Genomic DNA, 18,601 nt, shown 5'->3' with positions numbered 1-18,601 from the left:
AGGCGCGTGGCGCGCGGGCGGTGTCCGCGACGGCATCGCGGGCACCCTCGTGCCTGGCGCGCCCGCTTCCTACGCGATCTGGGACGCTGACCAGCTGGTCGTCGCCGCTGCCGCCGACTCCGTCCAGCGCTGGTCGACCGATCCGCGCTCCCGCGTCCCCGGTTTGCCTCCGCTCGAGGCGGATTCCACCCTGCCGACCTGCCTGCGCACCGTGCACCGCGGGGTCACCATCTATGAAGCGTGAACACGCCGCCGCGTCTGGTGCGGTGCAGGACAAGGTGATCGTTCGTGCGGGGTGCAGCAGAAGGTGGCCGGTTGTGTGTGGTGAAGGTGAAGGTGGCCGGTCGTGCGTGAGCGACTAACAGGGGTCGGGGGATGGCTTGCCGGGTACCCGGTGATCGGGCGTTCGGTGGCGGCGGTGCTGGCCGGGCTGCTGTTGTTCGGGAGTTTTCCGCCGCGGCCGTGGTGGTTCCTTGCACCGCTGGGGATTGCGGTGCTCACGCTGGTTGTGCGTGGGGACGGGCGGTTGCGTGGTGGATTCGGGTACGGATTCCTCGCTGGCCTGGGGTTTTTCGTGCCGCTGCTGCCGTGGACGGGGATCTATGTCGGGCCGGTGCCATGGTTGGCGTTGTCGACGGTGTGCGCGGTGTATGTCGGGTTGTTCGGGGTGCTGGTGCGGCTCGTCGGCAAGCTGCCGGGATGGCCGCTGTGGGTGGCGGCAGCGTGGACGACCGCGGAGTGGGCGCGGTCGAGTTTCCCGTTCGGTGGATTTCCGTGGGGGCGGCTGGCTTTCGGGCAGGCGGACGGATGGTTCCTGCCGCTGGCATCGATCGGCGGTGCGCCGCTGGTCAGCTTCGCGGTGGCGTTGACGGGTGCGGCAGCGGCAGCGCTGATCCTGCTGGTGTGGCCGATGGTGCGCCGTGCGGAATCGATTACCGCAGAATCAGATACGGCAGAACCAGGTGCGGAAGAACCGGGTGCGGAAGAACCGGGTGCGGAAGAACCGGGTGCGGAAGAACCGGGTACCGCGAAACCGGGTACCTCTGAACGTGGCACCGCGGAATCAACCACTCCGGCCGAGGCTCTGTACCGCAGCCGCCCGTCGCAGGCCGGTATCGCGGCTGCCGCAGCGACTCTGGCGATCATGCCGGTCGCGGGCCTCCTGCTCGGTCTGACATTGCCCGCACCGGATCAGGGTGATCGGACGATCACGGTCGCGGCAATCCAAGGCAGCGTGCCTCGACTCGGCCTCGACTTCAACGCGCAACGGCGCGCGGTGCTGGACAACCACGTGCGGCGCACCGAGGAGCTGGCCCGCGCGGTGGCCGCCGGCACGGCGAAGAAGCCGGATGTCGTGATCTGGCCGGAGAACTCGTCCGATATCGACCCGCTGCGCAACGCCGACGCCGCAGCGCTGATCACCAGGGCTTCCGAGCAGATCGGCGCGCCGATCCTGGTGGGCGCCGTGCTGGTGAACGGCGATCGCACGACGACGAACTCGGTGATCGTCTGGAACGGCGCGGCAGGCCCGGGGGAGCGGCACGACAAGAAGATCATCCAGCCGTTCGGCGAATACCTGCCGATGCGCTCGTTCTTCCGGCTGTTCTCCGAATACGCCGATCGCGCCGGGTATTTCGTGCCGGGCAACGGCGACGGCGTTGTCCGCGCGGCAGGCATCGACATCGGCGTCGCGACCTGTTACGAGGTCGCCTTCGATCGCGCTTTCGAGGACGCGATGCGCGCGGGCGCCCAGCTGCTCACGGTGCCGACGAACAACGCGACTTTCGGCGACAGCGAGATGACCTATCAGCAGCTGGCCATGTCGCGGGTTCGCGCGGTCGAGCACGGCAGGTCCCTTGTTGTCGCGGCAACCTCGGGCGTGAGCGCGATCATCACAGCGGACGGCGCTGTGCGGCAAGAGAGTCCGCAGTTTGTGCCCGCTGCCTTGGTCGCGGATCTGCCGTTGCGAACCAGCAACACTCTCGCGACCATCGTAGGCCCCGCGCCGGAGCGGTTGCTCGTGATCGTGACCGCCGTCACAATCGCCGTGGCGGGGTGGCGTCGTCGGCAAAATCTCATCGCGGACACGACATTTCAGGCTGGCAGGACAGACCAGCCAGTCGGCTGACAGCGCCGCGCGCTGACCGAACCTTCAGTCTGTTCTATGCCCTATCGTGACCTGAATTCGATCTCTACCTGGGATTGCACACAATTTGCTGGGCGGGCGTCCAGCAAGATCATCTTCGTGTTCACGTGTAGTTAACCTGCCGTTACTTGTCGCCCATTGGGGGCATCGTTAGCTTTGCCAAGAATTAGCTAGCGAAATCCACCTTCTGGCAACGTCGTTCGATGTGAAACAAATCCATCGCGCTGGCAATCCGCCCGTTCGGACGCTCCGAATCATAGGGCGTGGATCACGTCCACGGTTGGCGCCTGCGCGCCGGGCCGGGACGGTGCTTTGGGGAGTTGCGTCAACAGCGGCAGAACGGAGTGATTGATGAGTTCATTGGCCACGGATCGCGTCGACCAATGTTCATCCGGCGAATTTTCGGCACAACCGTTCGTTTTGTCGCCAGCGCAGACTGCACTCTGGTACGCGCAACGAATCCGCCCGGATGTGCCACTGACCATCGCGCAGTACGTCGAGATCCGCGGTGACCTGGATGTCGGACGCCTGCTGTACGCGATCGAGCGCTTCGGCGCCGAGGCGCAGGTCGGTCACCTGCGGCTGCTCGAGATCGACGGAATCCCGCACCAGCTGGTCGATTCCACGCGCAGGCCCGGCTGGGCCAGGGTCGATCTGCGCGCCGAGGCCGATCCGCACGCGGCGGCCATGCGCTGGATGAGCGAGCACGCCAGCTCGCCGATGGACCTGGAGCGCGATCCGCTCACCACGAATGTGGTGCTGCGGACCGGTGATTCGACCTACATCTGGTACGCCCGCGCCCATCACATCGTGATCGACGGCTACGGCGCGATGAACGCCCTCACCCGCACCGCGGAGATCTACACCGCACTCGAAAACCACACGGAGCCGGTCGCATCCCGTGCGGCACCGCTGGTTGAGATCTATGCCGACGAGGTGCACTACCGCGATTCCAAGCGGTTCGGCCACGACCGCGACTACTGGCTCGAGCAGTTGGCCGGTGCGGGCGAGCCGATGAGCCTCGGCGGCGCCACCGTCACCGCCGCCACCCACGACCCGGGCAGGCGGACCGCCACCGCCGTGCTCGACGACCGTGGCCAGTCGGCGATGGACGCGGCGGTCACCGCCTTCGGCACCGCCAACTCGGCGCTGTTCGTCGCGGCGCTCGGCGCCTACGTGCGGTCGGTGACCGGCAATCCGGATGTGGTGCTGAGCCTTCCGGTGTCCGCGCGCACCACGGTGTCGCTGCGGCGTTCGGCGGGCGTGGTGTCCAACGTGGTGCCGATCCGGTTGAAGTTCACCGCCGACACCACCGTCGCCGACGTGGTGAAGGCGACCGAACTGCAGATCACCGGCGCGCTGCGGCACCAGCGCTACCGGCACGACGACATCCGCCGCGACTGCGGGTACTCCCGCGACGCCCGCGGATTCTTCGGCCCGATGGTCAACATCATGCTGTTCCACAACGAGCTGAAGTTCGGCAGCTTGGTCGGCTCGTTGAACGTGCTGGCCACCGGTCCCGTCGAAGACCTGTCGGTGAACCTGTACAACGGCGAGGGCAATCGCATCCACGTCGACTTCGAGGCGAACCCACGGCTCTACAGCGAGGCCGAGGTCGCCGTGCACCACGACCGCTACCTCGACTTCCTCGCCCGCTTCCTCGCCGCAGCGCCGGACACGCTCGCCGAGACGTTGACCGCGATCACCGATGCCGAACGCGAGCGGGTGCTGCACGACTGGAACGCGACCGACGCGCCTGCGCAGACCGGGACCCTGGCCGAGCTGTTCGCCGAGCGCGCGGCGCGGTGCCCGGAGGCGATCGCGCTCGAATTCGGCGAGGAGACAATTACCTACGCTGAGCTGGCCGATCGCGCCAACAAGCTCGCCCGGCTGCTCATCGCACGCGGCGCGGGACCGGAGACGGTGGTCGGCCTGTGCCTGCGCCGCAGTATCGACCTCGTCGTCGGCATGTACGCGGTCGTCCAGGCCGGCGCCGCCTACCTGCCGCTCGACCCCGAGCACCCGGCCGAGCGGATCGAGCAGATCGTCCGGCAGGCGGCACCGGTCTGCGTGCTGACGGCCGCCCGTGACGAGCTCGAACTGCCGGACACCGCAGCCCAATTGGCGATCGACACCCTCGAGCTGTCCGAGGTCTACGGCGGGCCGATCACCGACGCCGACCGCAGCACCCCGCTGCGCGCCGACCACCTCGCCTACGTCATCTTCACGTCGGGCTCCACCGGAAAGCCGAAGGGCGTCGGCGTCACGCACGCGGCGATCGTCAACCGGCTGCGCTGGATGCAGCACGAGTATCCGCTCGATCACACCGACGCGGTGCTGCAGAAGACCCCGGCCACCTTCGACGTCTCGGTGTGGGAGTTCTTCTGGCCCTTGCAGATCGGTGCTCGGCTCGTCATCGCGGAACACGACGGGCACCGTGACCCCGGGTATCTGGCGCGCATCATCACCGAAAAAAGCATCACCACAGCGCATTTCGTGCCGTCCATGCTTTCGGTGTTCGTCACCGACACCGACGTGCGCGGCTGCACGGCGCTGCGGCAAGTGTTTTGCAGTGGCGAGGCACTGCCCGCCGCCACCGTCCGCGACTTCCACGCCGCGCTGCGCACACCCACCACGTCGCCTGCGGTGCCCGAACGTTCGCCCGCTCCGCTCGCCTCGCCGGACGTAGCACCTCGGCGCTCGCCTGCGTCGCCGTCCGCGCACCGGCACGGTCCCGCCCTGCACAACCTGTACGGCCCGACCGAGGCCGCCGTCGACGTCACCTATTGGCCGTGCCCCGCCGATCCGGCGAGCGTGCCGATCGGCTCGCCGGTGTGGAACACCCAGACCTATGTGCTGGATGCGCGGCTGCGGCCGGTGCCGCCCGGTGTGGTCGGTGAGCTGTATCTGGCAGGCGTGCAACTGGCCCGCGGCTACCTCGGCCAGTCCCGGCTCACCGCCGATCGGTTCGTCGCGAACCCGTTCACCGCAGGCGCGCGCATGTACCGCACCGGCGACCTGGCCCGCTGGCAGTTGGCTGCCGAAGGTCCGGAGGGACAGCAGACGAGTAGGGGCGTCCTGGAATACATGGGCCGCAGCGACTTCCAGGTGAAGATCCGCGGCCTGCGGATCGAGCTCGGCGAGATCGAGGCGGCGCTGCTCGACGACGACCAGGTGGCCAGGGCGGTCTGTGTGGCCCACGCAGGCCGCAACGGCGACGAGCTGGTCGCGTATGTGGTCGCGGCAGGGACAGCGGGTCGACAGCCCGCAGGGCGGACGACCGAGGCAAGGCTGGACACGGCTGCGCTGCTCAACGCGCTGCGCCGCACCTTGCCCGCCTACATGGTGCCGTCGGCGCTGATGGTGCTCGACGAACTGCCACTGAGCACCAACGGCAAGATCGATCGCAAGGCGCTGCCGGCCCCGGCGACGGGGGCGCGGTCGCCGGGCAGGTCCACTGCCGAGCCGCGCACCGAGGTGGAGCGGATGCTGGCAGGCGTCTTCGCGGAAGTGTTGGGCACCAACGACATCGGCGTCGAGGACAGCTTCTTCGACCTCGGCGGCAACTCGCTGATCGCGGCCCGCGCGGTCGGCAGGATCAACGCCAACCTCGGCACCGGTCTGACCATCCGCGACCTGTTCGAAGCGTCGACCATCGCCGCGCTCACCCAGCGCTTCGCCACCCGCACCTCGGACGTGGCCGCACCGAAGCTGGTCGCAGGCGCACGCCCGGAACGGATCCCGCTCTCGCTGGCCCAGCAGCGGCTGTGGATCCTCAACCGGTTCGCCGAGCACGCCGCCGCTTACAACATGCCGCTGGCCGTGCGGATCCAGGGCGCGCTCGACGTCGAGGCGTTGCGCGCGGGCCTGGTCGACGTGATCGAGCGACACGAGAGCCTGCGCACTACCTTCCCCGAGTCGGCGGAGGGCGCGTATCAGCTGATCCATCCCGCGGCCGAGATCCCGCTCACCCTCGACCCGATCGACGCCACCGGCGCCGACGTCGCGGCGCTGGCCACCGAGTTCGCCGGGTACGGCTTCGACCTGCGCAGCCAAGCCGCGATCCGGGTCGCGCTCTACACCACCGGACCGGACCAGTGGGTGTTCCTCGTTGTGCTGCACCACATCTGCGGTGACGGCTGGTCGATCGCGCCGCTGGCCAGGGACCTGATGACCGCGGTGGCGGCAAGGACCGCAGGCGTCGAGCCGCAGTGGACGCCGCTGCCGGTGCAGTACGCCGATTTCGCGCTGTGGCAGCGAGAGCTGCTCGGCGCGGAATCCGACGCGGCCAGCGCGCTGAGTGGCCAACTGACGCACTGGCGTTCGGCTCTGGCCGGACTGCCCGACCAGCTCGATCTGCCGCTCGATCGCCCGCGCCCGCTGCGCAGGTCGACCACCGGTGGCCGGGTCGAGTTCACCATCGCGCCCGAGATCCGGCGCGCCGCAAGCGAACTGGCTGCCAGCCGGGGCGTGAGCATGTTCATGGTGCTGCACGCCGCGCTGGCCACCCTGCTCTCCCGGCTGTGCGCGAGCACCGACATCGCCATCGGCACCCCGATCGCGGGCCGCTCCGATCCGGCGCTGGACGACCTGGTCGGCATGTTCGTCAACACGCTGGTGCTGCGCACCGAGATCGACTCTGCCGCAGGCTTCGATCGGATGCTCGACGTGGTGCGCGAGACCGATCTCAACGCCTTCGCCAGCGCCGATGTGCCGTTCGAGCGGCTGGTCGAGGTGGTCAACCCGGAACGGTCGGCCGCACGGCATCCGCTGTTCCAGGTGATGCTGTCCTACGACCGCGCCCCCGACCTGCACATCACGCTGCCCGGCCTGCACGCCGAGGTGCTGCCGATCGTCTCCGACATCGCCAAGTTCGATCTGCAGCTCGTCGTGCACGACGACATCGCCGACGGCCCGCTGTCCGCCGAATTCGGCTATGCCACCGACATTTTCGACCGAACCACGGTTGAATCGTTCGCCCGCCGATTCGTCGCCGTGCTGCATGCGGCGGTGGCCGCGCCCGACCTGCCGATCGGCGACCTCAGCATCCTCGACCGCCGCGAACAGGCCAACCTGGTGCCGATCGCAGGCTCACCTGCGGAGCCGTTCTGCACACTGGCGCAACTGCTCACGGACACGGCCGAGCGCCTGCCGGACGCGGTCGCGGTGCACTACCTCGGCATCGACACCACCTACCGCGAGCTCGACGAAACGTCGAACAAGTTGGCGCGCACCCTGATCGAGCACGGCGCCGGTCCCGAGGTGGTCGTCGCGATCGCGCTGCCCCGCGGGCTGGATTCCATCACCGCCGTCTGGGCCGTCGCGAAAACCGGTGCGGCCTATGTGCCGATCGACCCCGGCTACCCCGGTGAGCGGATCGCGCACATGGTCGGCGACTCGGGTGCCATCCTCGGCCTGACCGACGCCGAATCCCTTGCCGCCATGCCGGAATGGCCTGCGCCGCGGGGTAAACACCGCAAGACCTATGTGGACTGGCTGGTGCTCGGCTCCGAGGAGCTGGCCGCGGAATCGGCGCACTACTCCGCCGACCCGCTCACCGACGCCGACCGGCACGTCCCGCTGTGCTCGGCGCACCCGGCCTACCTGATCTACACCTCGGGATCGACCGGTAAGCCGAAGGCGGTGATCGTCACCCACGCGGGTCTCGCCTCGCTCGCGCACGAGCAGATGCATCTGTTCGGCGTCTCGGATTCGGCACGGACGCTGCACTTCTCGTCGCCGAGCTTCGACGCGTCGGTGCTGGAGCTGCTGCTCGGCTTCGCGGCGGGCGCCACCATCGTGGTTGCCCCGGCAGGCCTGTACGGCGGCGTCGAGCTCGCCGCGCTGCTGCGCGACGAACGGGTGACCCACGCCTTCATCACCCCTGCCGCGCTCGCCACCGTGCCGACCGAGGGGCTCGACGAGCTCGAGGCCGTCATCGTCGGCGGTGAGGCCTGCTCGGAGGAGCTCGTCGAAACCTGGTCGGCCACCCACCGCATCCACAACATGTACGGGCCGTCCGAGGCGACGGTCGCGGCCACCGCGACCGGGCCGATGGTGCCCGGCCGTCCGGTGCCGCTCGGCATGCCGATCCGTGGCATGCGGTTGTTCGTGCTCGACGCCAGGCTGCATCCGGTGCCGCCGGGCACCCCCGGCGAGCTGTACCTGTCCGGGCCGGGCTTGGCGCGCGGCTACCACGGCCGTTACGGCCTTACCGCACAACGCTTCCCGGCCAACCCGCACGGCAGGCGGGGCGAGCGGATGTATCGCACCGGCGACCTCGTCGTGGTCGAGCCGAGCGGTGGACGGCAATCGGCAGGGCCCGCACAGCTGCGCTTCCTCGGCCGTGCCGACGATCAGATCAAGATCCGTGGCTTCCGCATCGAGCTGCGCGAGATCGACCACGTGCTGCGCGCCCATCCCGGCGTGACGTTCGCGCTCACCGTGGTGCACACCGACGAGCACGGCGAGCCACGCCTCGCCTCGTACGTCACCGCTGACCAGCCGGTGGAAGCCGCCGCGCTGGTCGAGACCACCCGCCAGCGCCTGCCCGGCTACATGGTGCCCGCCTCGGTCACCGTGCTGGACGAGCTGCCGGTGACCCCGGCGGGCAAGCTGGATCGAAAGGCGTTCCCGGAGCCGGTCTTTGCCGCCGTCGGCTCGACGCGCGCGCCGAGCACGGACCTGGAGCTGCGCGTCGCGGGCGTGTTCGGCGACATCCTCGGCCGCCCGATCACCGGCGCCGAGGACAGCTTCTTCGACGTCGGCGGCAACTCGCTGCTCGCCACCAGGCTCGCCGCCGCGCTGCACGCGGAATTCGGCGTCGACCTGCCGGTGCGGGTGATCTTCGAGGCGCCGACCGTCGCGGGCGTCGCGGAACGGCTCACGGAAGCGCCCCGGACGCAGCGGCTGGCGCTGGCTGTGCATGCCCCGCGTCCGGGACGCATTCCATTGTCGCTGCCGCAGCAGCGACTGTGGTTCCTCAATCGATATTCTCCCGAATCGAGCGCATATAACATCGCTTTCGTTATCCGAATCGCCGGAGATTTGGATGTTTCTGCGCTGCGGGCGGCGCTCGCCGACGTGGTGGAACGGCACGAGGTGCTGCGCACCGTGTTCCCAGAGGACAGCGCAGGGGCCAAACAGTCCGTGCTGCCGACCGCACGGGCGCTGCCGACGGTCGAGCCGATCGACGTCGACGAGGCGGGCGCAACGGCCGCGCTGCGCACGCTCGCACACACCGGTTTCGATCTGGTGCGGACCACCCCGCTGCGAATGACCCTGCTGCGCACCGGATCCCAGCGCTACCTGCTCGGCATCGCGGTGCATCACATCGCCGCCGACGGCTGGTCACTCGGCCCGCTGACCAGGGACCTGGCCGCCGCCTACGTGGCAAGGCACGACGGTGCGGCACCCGCGTGGGCGCCACTTCCGGTGCAGTACGCGGACTTCGGGCTGTGGCAGCGTGCCTGCCTCGGCGACGAGAACGACCCGGCCAGCCTCGCGGGCAGTCAGCTTGCGTATTGGCGCTCGGCCTTGACGGATCTGCCCGAGGAACTGCCGCTGCCCTACGACCGGCCGCGGCCGGCGGAGCCGACGCAGCAGGCGGGCACGGTGCGCTTCACGGTGCCGGATCCGGTCCAGCGGGCCCTCGCCGAGCTGGCGAGGGAACAGGGCGTCAGCATGTTCATGGTGCTGCGTTCGGCGCTCGCGGTGCTGCTGCGCGGCGTGACCGGCGGCCGCGACATCGTGATCGGCACCCCGGTCGCCGGGCGCAGCGACACCAAGCTCGACGAGCTGGTCGGCATGTTCGTCAACACGCTGGTGCTGCGCTCCGACGTCGACCCGGATCGCACCTTCGCCGGACTGCTTCGCGCCGACCGCGATACCGAGCTGGCCGCGATGGCGCACGCCGACGTGCCGTTCGAACGCATCGTGGAGGAGCTGGGGCGCGACGGCAGGGCGGGCGCCGCGAACGGCAGGCATCCGCTGTTCCAGGTGGCGTTGACCGTGCAGGACAGCCCGGTCCCCACCCTCGAACTGCCCGGTCTGGCGCTGCGCGCCACCGAACTCGATATCGCGCTCGCCAAGTTCGACCTGGAGCTGCGGGTCGCGCACATCGGCTGCGACGCGGGACCGGGCGAGCCCGGACGGCAGTTCGAATTCGTCTATGCCGCAGAGTTGTTCGACGAATCGACGATCGATACGCTGGCCGACCGGTTCCTCAGGGTGCTGGCCACCGTCACCGCCGATCCGCGAGTCCTGGTGCGTGACATCGACGCCCGCACCGAGCGGGAGCGGCGGCTGTTCACCCCGGCGACCGGCGGGGCGATCACCCCGCAGTGCACGCTTGCTGCGTACTTCACCGCCACCGCGCACATGCATCCGCATCGCATCGCCGTGCAATCGGGCAAGGTCACGCTCGCGTATGCGGACCTGGATCGGCGCTCGAATCGGTTGGCGCGCGCCCTGATCGCGCGCGGCGTCGGTGCGGGGGATCGGGTGGCGCTCGGCCTCACCCGATCGATCGAGTCCGTCGTCGCGGTGCTCGGCGTCATCAAGTCCGGCGCCGCCTTCGTGCCGGTCGACCCGAACTATCCGGCCGACCGGATTCGGCACATGCTCGCCGACTCGGGCTGCTGGATCGGCATCACCGTTGGCGCCCATGCCGACCGGTTGCACGCGGCCGCCACCGCGGGCCCGGTCACCGACTGGCTGCTGCTGGACGATCCCGGCTTCGCCGCCGAACTCGACAGCCACGACGATGAATTGGTCGATGACCTCGACCGTCTGCGGACCGTCGAGGTGGCCGACCTCGCCTACATCATCTACACCTCCGGTTCGACCGGAAAGCCCAAGGGCGTTGCGGTGTCGCATGCCGGGTTGTCCAATTTCGCCGACGAGCTCCGCGATCGGATGCGGGTCGACCGTGACTCGCGCACCCTGCATTTCGCCTCGCCGAGCTTCGACGCGGCCGTCTTGGACCTGCTGCTCGCGGTGGGTTCCGGTGCGGCCATGGTGATCTGCCCGCCGGAGATCTACGGCGGCGACGAGCTCGGCGCGCTGCTGGAGCGCGAGCGGATCACGCACACGTTCATGACACCGGCCGCGCTGGCCACCATCGACCACGAGCGGTGGCCGCTGCCCAACCTGCGTGCGCTGATGGTCGGCGGCGAGGCGTGCGGGCCCGACCTGGTGGCCCGCTGGGCGCCGGGCCGGACCATGCTGAACGGGTACGGGCCGACCGAGACGACCATCGTCGCCACCATCGCGACGCTGACCGCCGACCGGCCCGTCACCATCGGCACGCTGGTGCGCGGGGTGCGGGCGCTCGTGCTCGACGAGCGGCTGCGGCCGGTGCCGGTCGGCGTGCCCGGCGACCTGTACCTCGGCGGCCACAGCGTCGCACGCGGGTACTTCGACCGATTCGGGCTCACCGCACTGCGTTTCGTCGCCGACCCGTTCGGCCCGGCGGGCGCACGGTTGTACCGCACCGGTGATGTGGTGCGCTGGAACGGCGCGGGGGAGCTGTGCTACCTCGGCCGCAGCGATCACCAGGTGAAGGTGCGCGGGTTCCGCATCGAGCTCGGCGAGATCACCGCCGCCCTCGGCGAGCACCCCGGAGTGCGGTTCGCGCACACCGAGGTGCGCCACGTCGCGGGAGCGGATCGGATCGTCGCCTTCGTCCAACCGGCCGACGAACACGCAGGTGTGGATCTGGAGGCGGTGCGCGCCCATGTGGGCGCGCAGTTGCCGTCGCACATGGTGCCCGCGAGTATCACTGTGCTGGAACAGATCCCGTTGACGCCGGTGGGCAAGCTGGATACCGCCGCGCTGCCGGAACCGCAGCTCGCCGTGAGTGCGGCGGCGCGGGCGCCGGAGACCGAATCGGAGCTGCTCGTCGCGCAGGTGATGGGCGAACTGGTAGGTGTCGACGCGGTGCAGGCCGATGACAGCTTCTTCGATATCGGCGGAAACTCGCTGCTGGCAACGCAACTCGTCGCCAGGCTGGCCGCGGCGACGAACACCAGGCTCGAGGTGCGCACCGTATTCGCCGCGCCACGGGTGGCCGAGCTCGCCGCGCTGCTCGACTCCGGGCCTTCGGGCGGGGACGCCAGGCCTGCGCTGGTCAGGCGTACCAGGCCCGAACGGATTCCGTTGTCGGCGGCACAGCGTCGCCTGTGGTTCCTCAACCGGTTCAACGGATCCAGTGCGGCCACCGACCAGACGGCCGGCGCCTACAACGTGCCACTCGTGCTGCGGATGAACGGCAAGCTCGATGTCGACGCGCTGGTCGTCGCGCTGCACGCGGTGCAGGGCAGGCACGAGACGCTGCGGACCGTATTCCCCGAGACCGGCGGCGAACCCGCCCAGCAGGTGCTCGATCTGGCCAGCGCGGCGATCACGCTGTTCGTCGCCACGGTCACGCCGGACGCGGTCGACGAGGCCGTACGGCGTTTCGCCGCACCGGGATTCGACCTCGCCAGCATGGTGCCGATGCGTGCCGCGCTGATCTCGGTGTCGCCCGAGGGCGACCAGGGTGTGCAGAATCCGGCGGAGGTGTCCGACGAGCACGTCCTGGTGCTGGTCGTGCACCACATCGCGATGGACGGCTGGTCGCTGCAACCGATGGCCGTCGATGTCGCGACCGCCTACCGGGCGGCCTGTGCCGGACGGTCACCGGAGTGGGGCGAGCTGGCCATCCAGTACGCGGATTACACACTGTGGCAACAGGACACGCTCGGCACCGAGTCGGACGCGGAGTCGGTGCTCAGCCGTCAGCTCGACTACTGGCGCGGTGCACTCGACGGCATTCCCGAGTTGCTGACTGTGCCTGCCGATCGGCGTCGGCCTCCGGTGCCGTCCTATCAGGGCGGGCTGGTCGAATGCACGGTGGATCCGTTCACCCACAAGGAACTGCGGACCGTCGCGACCAGCAACAACGTCAGCATGTTCATGGTGCTGCACGCCGCACTCGCGGTGCTGCTGCACCGGATGACCGGCGTCGACGACATCGCGGTCGGCTCGCCCGTCGCCGGCCGCGGTCATCCCGCACTGGACCGGTTGATCGGCATGTTCGTCAACACGCTCGTGCTGCGCACCAGCATCGATCCGGACGCCAGGTTCACCGACCTGCTGCACACCGTCCGCGACACCGATCTGGACGCGTTCGCGCACGCGGATGTGCCGTTCGAGCGGCTGGTGGAGGTGCTGAATCCGGCGCGCTCGCAAGCGCATCACCCGCTGTTCCAGGTGATGCTCTCGGTGCAGAACCACCCCGCAGGCGGGCTGGAACTGCCCGAGCTGCGGATCGAAGCGGCCGATATCGACACCGGCATCGCCAAGTTCGACCTGCAGTTCACCCTCACCGAGGCGCAGACGCCGGAACGGGAACCGGCGGGCATCACGCTGTCGGTGAACTATGCGAGCGATCTGTTCGACGAGCAGACCGCGCTGCGGCTCGGCAAGCGGCTGGTCCGACTGCTCGCCGCCATCGCGGCGAATCCGACCACCGCGGTCGGCGATCTGGAACTGCTCGATCCGGCCGAATGGTCCGGGCTCGCCCCGGTCCGCGGCGCGGAGGCCGATCGTCCGGTCACCTTCCCTGAGGTGTTCGAGGCGGCCGCGAACATCGACCGCGCGGCGATCGCGTTGCGCGCCGACGACACCCAGGTGAGCTACGACGCGCTCGACCGGTGGACCAACCGGCTGGCCAGGGTGCTCATCGGCCGTGGCGTCGGCCCGGAAACACTGGTGGCACTCGGTATTCCGCGGTCGGTCGAATCGGTGGCGACGGTGCTCGCGGTGGCCAAGGCGGGCGCCGCGTTCGTGCCCGTCGACCCGCTGTACCCGGCGCAGCGGATCGCGCACATGCTGTCGGATTCCGGTGCGGCACTCGGCATCACCCTCGGCGACTATCGGGACGAGCTGCCCGACGGGGTCGAGTGGATCGTGCTCGACGAGGCGAGTTTCCGTGGGCTGGTGCTCGATTCGTCCGACGAGCCGATCACCGCGGCCGAGCGCACCGCCCCGCTGCGGATGGACAACCCTGCGTATGTGATCTACACGTCCGGGTCGACCGGAACGCCGAAGGGCGTAGTGGTCACGCACGGCGGCCTTTCCAACTTCGCCGCGGAGACCGCGCAGCGGTTCGACGTCCAACCCGGTTGCCGCGTCCTGCATTTCGCGACACCGAGCTTCGACGCCGCGATGCTCGACCTGCTGCTCGCGCTCGGCGGCGCGGCGACCCTGGTGATCACCCCGCCAGGAGTGGTCGGCGGGGCCGAGCTGGCTCGGGTGTTCATCGACGAGGCGATCACGCACGCGTTCATCACCACCTCGGCGCTCGGCACGGTCGACCCGACCGGCGTCACCGAGCTGCAGCATGTGCTCGTCGGCGGCGAAGCATTACCACCGGACCTGGTCACCCGGTGGGCGCCGAATCGCAACCTGTACAACGTGTACGGGCCCACCGAAACGACCATCGTCACGATCATCTCGCAGCCGATGACGCCGGGCGGGCCGATCACCATCGGCGGCCCGATCCGCGGTGTCAGCGCGACGATCCTGGACGCGCGCCTGCATCCGGCGCCGGTCGGGGTCACCGGCGAGCTGCACCTGTCCGGTTCCGCGCTGGCCCGCGGCTACCTGAACCGGCCGGGCCTGACGGCACAGCGGTTCGTGGCCAACCCGTTCGGCAAGCCGGGCGAGCGGATGTACCGCACCGGCGACCTGGTGCGCTGGTGGACCGGGCGCGGTTCGTTCACCGCGGGCCGCGCCGCGAGCATCGGCCGGGAGATCGAGTACGTCGGCCGCACCGACCATCAGGTCAAGATCCGTGGCTTCCGTATCGAACTCGGTGAAATCGACGCGGCACTGGCGCGGCACGGCGGGGTGGAGTTCAGCACCACCATCGGACATCGCACACCGGCGGGAACCACCGCGCTGGTGTCATATGTCAAGGCGCGCAACGGCATCGACCTGACCGCGGCTGAGCTCATCGATCACGTGTCCGAACTGGTGCCGAATTACATGGTGCCGCAATCGATCATGCTGCTCGACGCGGTGCCGCTCAGTCCGGTCGGCAAGCTGGACCGAAAGGCGTTGCCGGAACCGGTGTTCGCCGCCGCAGTCGGCTACCGCGCACCGACCACCCCGACCGAGATGGCGTTGTGTGCGGCCTTCGCCGCAGTGCTCGGCGTGGAATCGGTCGGCGTCGACGACGGGTTCTTCGAGCTCGGCGGCAACTCGCTGCTCGCGACGAAAGTCGTTGCGCAGGTGCGAGCCAACGGTCTCGACCTGCCGGTGCAGGTGATGTTCGGCGAAGCGACACCCGCCGCCATCGCCGCGCGGCTCGACGATTCCGGCGCAGGCATCGCGGCCGCGCTCGGCCCGATCCTGCCGATCCGGCCGATGGGCGGGCGGCAGTCGGCGGACCATGCTCCGCTGTTCTGCATCCATCCCGCGATCGGGCTGGCCTGGTGCTACTCGGGACTGCTCGCGCACCTCGCGCCGGACCGACCGGTGTACGGATTGCAGGCGCCGCACGTCGCGGGGGAGGACGGCTTCGCCTCCATCGCCGAGGCCGCGGGACAGTATGTGGCACATATCAAGTCGATTCAGCCGACCGGGCCCTACCACCTGCTCGGCTGGTCGCTCGGCGGGCTGATCGCGCACGAGGTGGCGGTGCGGCTGCAAGAAGCGGGCGAGGAGGTCGCGCTGCTGTCGATGATGGACAGCTACCGGCTCTCCGACGCCTGGCTCGAGCACGCGATCCCGAGCGTTGCCGAGATCATCGAGGAGTTCGGCGCCGATCAACTCGACGCCCCCCTCGACCCCGCGATGAACCTGCGCGACGCGGCAGAACTGCTGCGCGCGCGGCCGGGGCCGTTCGCGGCGCTCACCGTCGAGCACCTCGAACGGCTTTACGCCGGCTACACCAACGGCACTCTGCTCGCGCACAGTTTCCGGCCCCGCGTCTTCGACGGTGACCTGGTGTTCTTCACCGCCGCCGCGGACGAGATCAACCGGGCCGACCCGGAGCGGCGCGCGTCGGCCTGGCAGCCGTTCGTCACCGGCGACATCCACGACAACGAACTCCCGTGCAGGCACTCGGCGATGACCGCACCCGAATCGCTCGCCGCGATCGGGCCGGTCCTGCGTCACGTGCTCGACGGCGAGCCGCCGCAGCCCGCCGACGATCCGGCACCCCGAAGGAAGGGCGCCGCCGACAAAGCTGCCTCTAGCACCAGAAAGAAGGAGAAGCGCAGGTGAGTGGGCACTGCCCGACCATGTTCTTGCCGTTTCGGGCCTGCGATGAGCCGGACCCGGCGAAGGGGATGTCGTTAGTGGAGGGAGCGGCGCAGGTGGCAGCCGTCGGTCGACCGGCGCGGACGACGGTGGAGGTGGCGCGATGAGTTTGGCGGTGGAAGTACACGGATTGGTGAAGAGCTACGGCAAAGTTCGGGTGCTCGACGACATCGACCTGCAGATACCGACGGGCACCGTGATGGGTCTGCTCGGCCCCAACGGCGCGGGTAAGACGACGACCGTTCGCATCGTGACGACCCTGCTGCGGCCCTGCGCCGGGTCGGTGCGGGTGGCGGGGGTGGACGTGCTGCGCAATCCCGGTGCGGCACGGCGGCGGATCGGACTGTCCGGCCAGTACGCGGCAGTCGACGCCAACCTGTCCGGCTACGAGAACCTGCGCATGGTGGCCAGGCTGTACGGGATGTCGCAACGACAGTCCACCGCCCGCGCCGCCGAACTGCTCGGCGCGCTCGGCCTCGAACACGCGGCGCACCGCAGGGCAGGCACCTACTCCGGCGGTATGGCGCGGCGGCTCGACCTCGCCGGTGCGCTCGTCGCGCGGCCCGCGGTCGTGGTGCTCGACGAGCCGACCACCGGCCTCGATCCGCGCGGCAGGATCGACATGTGGCGCGTCATCGGCGATCTCGTCGACGACGGCACCACCGTGCTGCTCACCACGCAGTACCTGGAGGAGGCCGATCTGCTCGCCGATCGGATCACCGTTATCGATCGCGGGCGGGTCATTGCGCGTGGCTCTGCGGACGAACTGAAGATGTCGATCGGTGGCGACCGGCTCACCGTCACCCTCGCCGCCGGGCAGGACGTGCGGCCAGCACTGTCGGTGCTCGCGCAGATCGGCATCGGCGAGCCGAGCCACGAGGCGGGCACCGACGAGGCGTCGATCGTGGTCGGTGACGGCTCGCGCACCATGGTCGAGGCGCTGCGCAGGCTCGACGACGCCGGGGTGTGCGTGCTCGACGCCAACGTCCACCGTCCGAGTCTGGACGACGTATTCCTTTCTCTCACCGGCACCGCCGCCGGTGCGCCGGCCGACCGGCAGTCAGAAACCGATGACGTTCAAGAGGAGATTCTTTCGTGACCGCTGTTGTCGACATCCCGAAAATGCACTTGGCCCACCTGGATTCGGGCCCGCGGCTGCGGATCTTCCGAGACAGCGCGATCGTCGCCTACCGCAATCTGCTGACCATCCTTCGCGTGCCGACGCTGCTGGTGACCGCAACGATTCAGCCGCTGATGTTCGTGTTCCTGTTCGCCTACATCTTCGGCGCTTCGCTCGGCGGCAGTCAGTACCGCGAGTTCCTGCTTGCCGGAATCTTCACGCAGACAGTGGCATTCAATGCGGCGTTCACCACCGTCGGGCTGGCAGGTGATCTGCAGAAGGGCATCATCGATCGGATGCGGACGCTGCCGATGTCACGGCTGGCGGTGCTGATGGGGCGCACGCTGTCGGATCTGGTGGTCAACATCCTCAGCGTCGCGGTGATGGTCGGCTGTGGTTACGTGGTCGGTTGGCGGATCAACGGTGGAATCGCCGATGCGGCACTGGCTTTCGGTGTCATTCTGTTGTTCGCGTTCGCGATGTCCTGGGTCGGTGCGCTGACCGGCTTGCTGTCGCCGACCGTCGAGGTGGCACAGAGCGCGGGCCTGATCTGGCTGTTCCCGCTGTCTTTCATCTCGTCGGCCTTCATCTCCGCCGAAACGCTGCCCGGTCCGCTGCGCACCATCGCCGAATGGAACCCGATCACCGCGGTATCGGCCGCGGGCCGCAAGCTTTTCGACAACGGAGCCCCACCAACCTTCGCGCCCGCCACCGGCTGGGCCGCCGACCACTGCGTCGAATACGCCATCGGCTGCTCACTGGTCATCCTCGCCATCGCGGTACCCCTCGCATTGATGCAGTACCGAAAAGTCGCCAGCCACTGAGCAATTCGCTCGATACCCCGGAGCGCTTCCTCCAGTTGGCCGAACTCCCTCAGTCATGTCACACCGGCTTGACCTGTTGAGCGGAGAGAAATGGTTGCTGATCCGCATTGAGCGGAGTCTTATGGTTGCAACACGCCGGACGACACGCACCATTTCTCTCCCGTCAACTTTCCAAGATCACTTCCTTGCGGATCTTTTGGC

General features: G+C 69.0%; 4 protein-coding genes and 1 pseudogene. All 5 read left to right on the top strand.

Annotated elements, in window-relative coordinates:
* Nucleotides 1–244: pseudogene (locus tag NA11_RS16775) on the top strand (amidohydrolase); the annotation flags it as partial.
* 102 nt (nucleotides 245–346) lie between these two features.
* Nucleotides 347–2,128 (top strand): apolipoprotein N-acyltransferase, encoded by a 1,782-nt coding sequence (lnt, locus tag NA11_RS16770; RefSeq protein ID WP_069162841.1) that lies wholly within the window; start codon nucleotides 347–349, stop codon nucleotides 2,126–2,128.
* Nucleotides 2,129–2,497: 369 nt separating this feature from the next.
* Nucleotides 2,498–16,420 (top strand): non-ribosomal peptide synthetase, encoded by a 13,923-nt coding sequence (locus tag NA11_RS16765; protein WP_141717632.1) that lies wholly within the window; start codon nucleotides 2,498–2,500, stop codon nucleotides 16,418–16,420.
* 139 nt (nucleotides 16,421–16,559) lie between these two features.
* On the top strand, nucleotides 16,560–17,555 hold the full coding sequence (locus tag NA11_RS16760) for an ATP-binding cassette domain-containing protein (protein WP_069162840.1): 996 nt from the start codon (nucleotides 16,560–16,562) through the stop codon (nucleotides 17,553–17,555).
* Between the two features lie 62 nt (nucleotides 17,556–17,617).
* Complete coding sequence (locus NA11_RS16755; protein ID WP_069162842.1) at nucleotides 17,618–18,400, top strand: ABC transporter permease; 783 nt, start codon at nucleotides 17,618–17,620, stop codon at nucleotides 18,398–18,400.
* Nucleotides 18,401–18,601: the final 201 nt, after the last annotated feature.

Source organism: Nocardia altamirensis NBRC 108246 (genome assembly GCF_001612685.1).
Taxonomy (GTDB): domain Bacteria; phylum Actinomycetota; class Actinomycetes; order Mycobacteriales; family Mycobacteriaceae; genus Nocardia; species Nocardia altamirensis.
This window is presented reverse-complemented; position numbering and strand designations above follow the sequence as displayed.

Coding starts and splice junctions, on each gene's coding strand:
- NA11_RS16765 (WP_141717632.1), top strand. CDS start 2,498: ATGAGTTCATTGGCCACGGATCGCGTCGACCAATGTTCATCCGGCGAA.
- NA11_RS16760 (WP_069162840.1), top strand. CDS start 16,560: ATGAGTTTGGCGGTGGAAGTACACGGATTGGTGAAGAGCTACGGCAAA.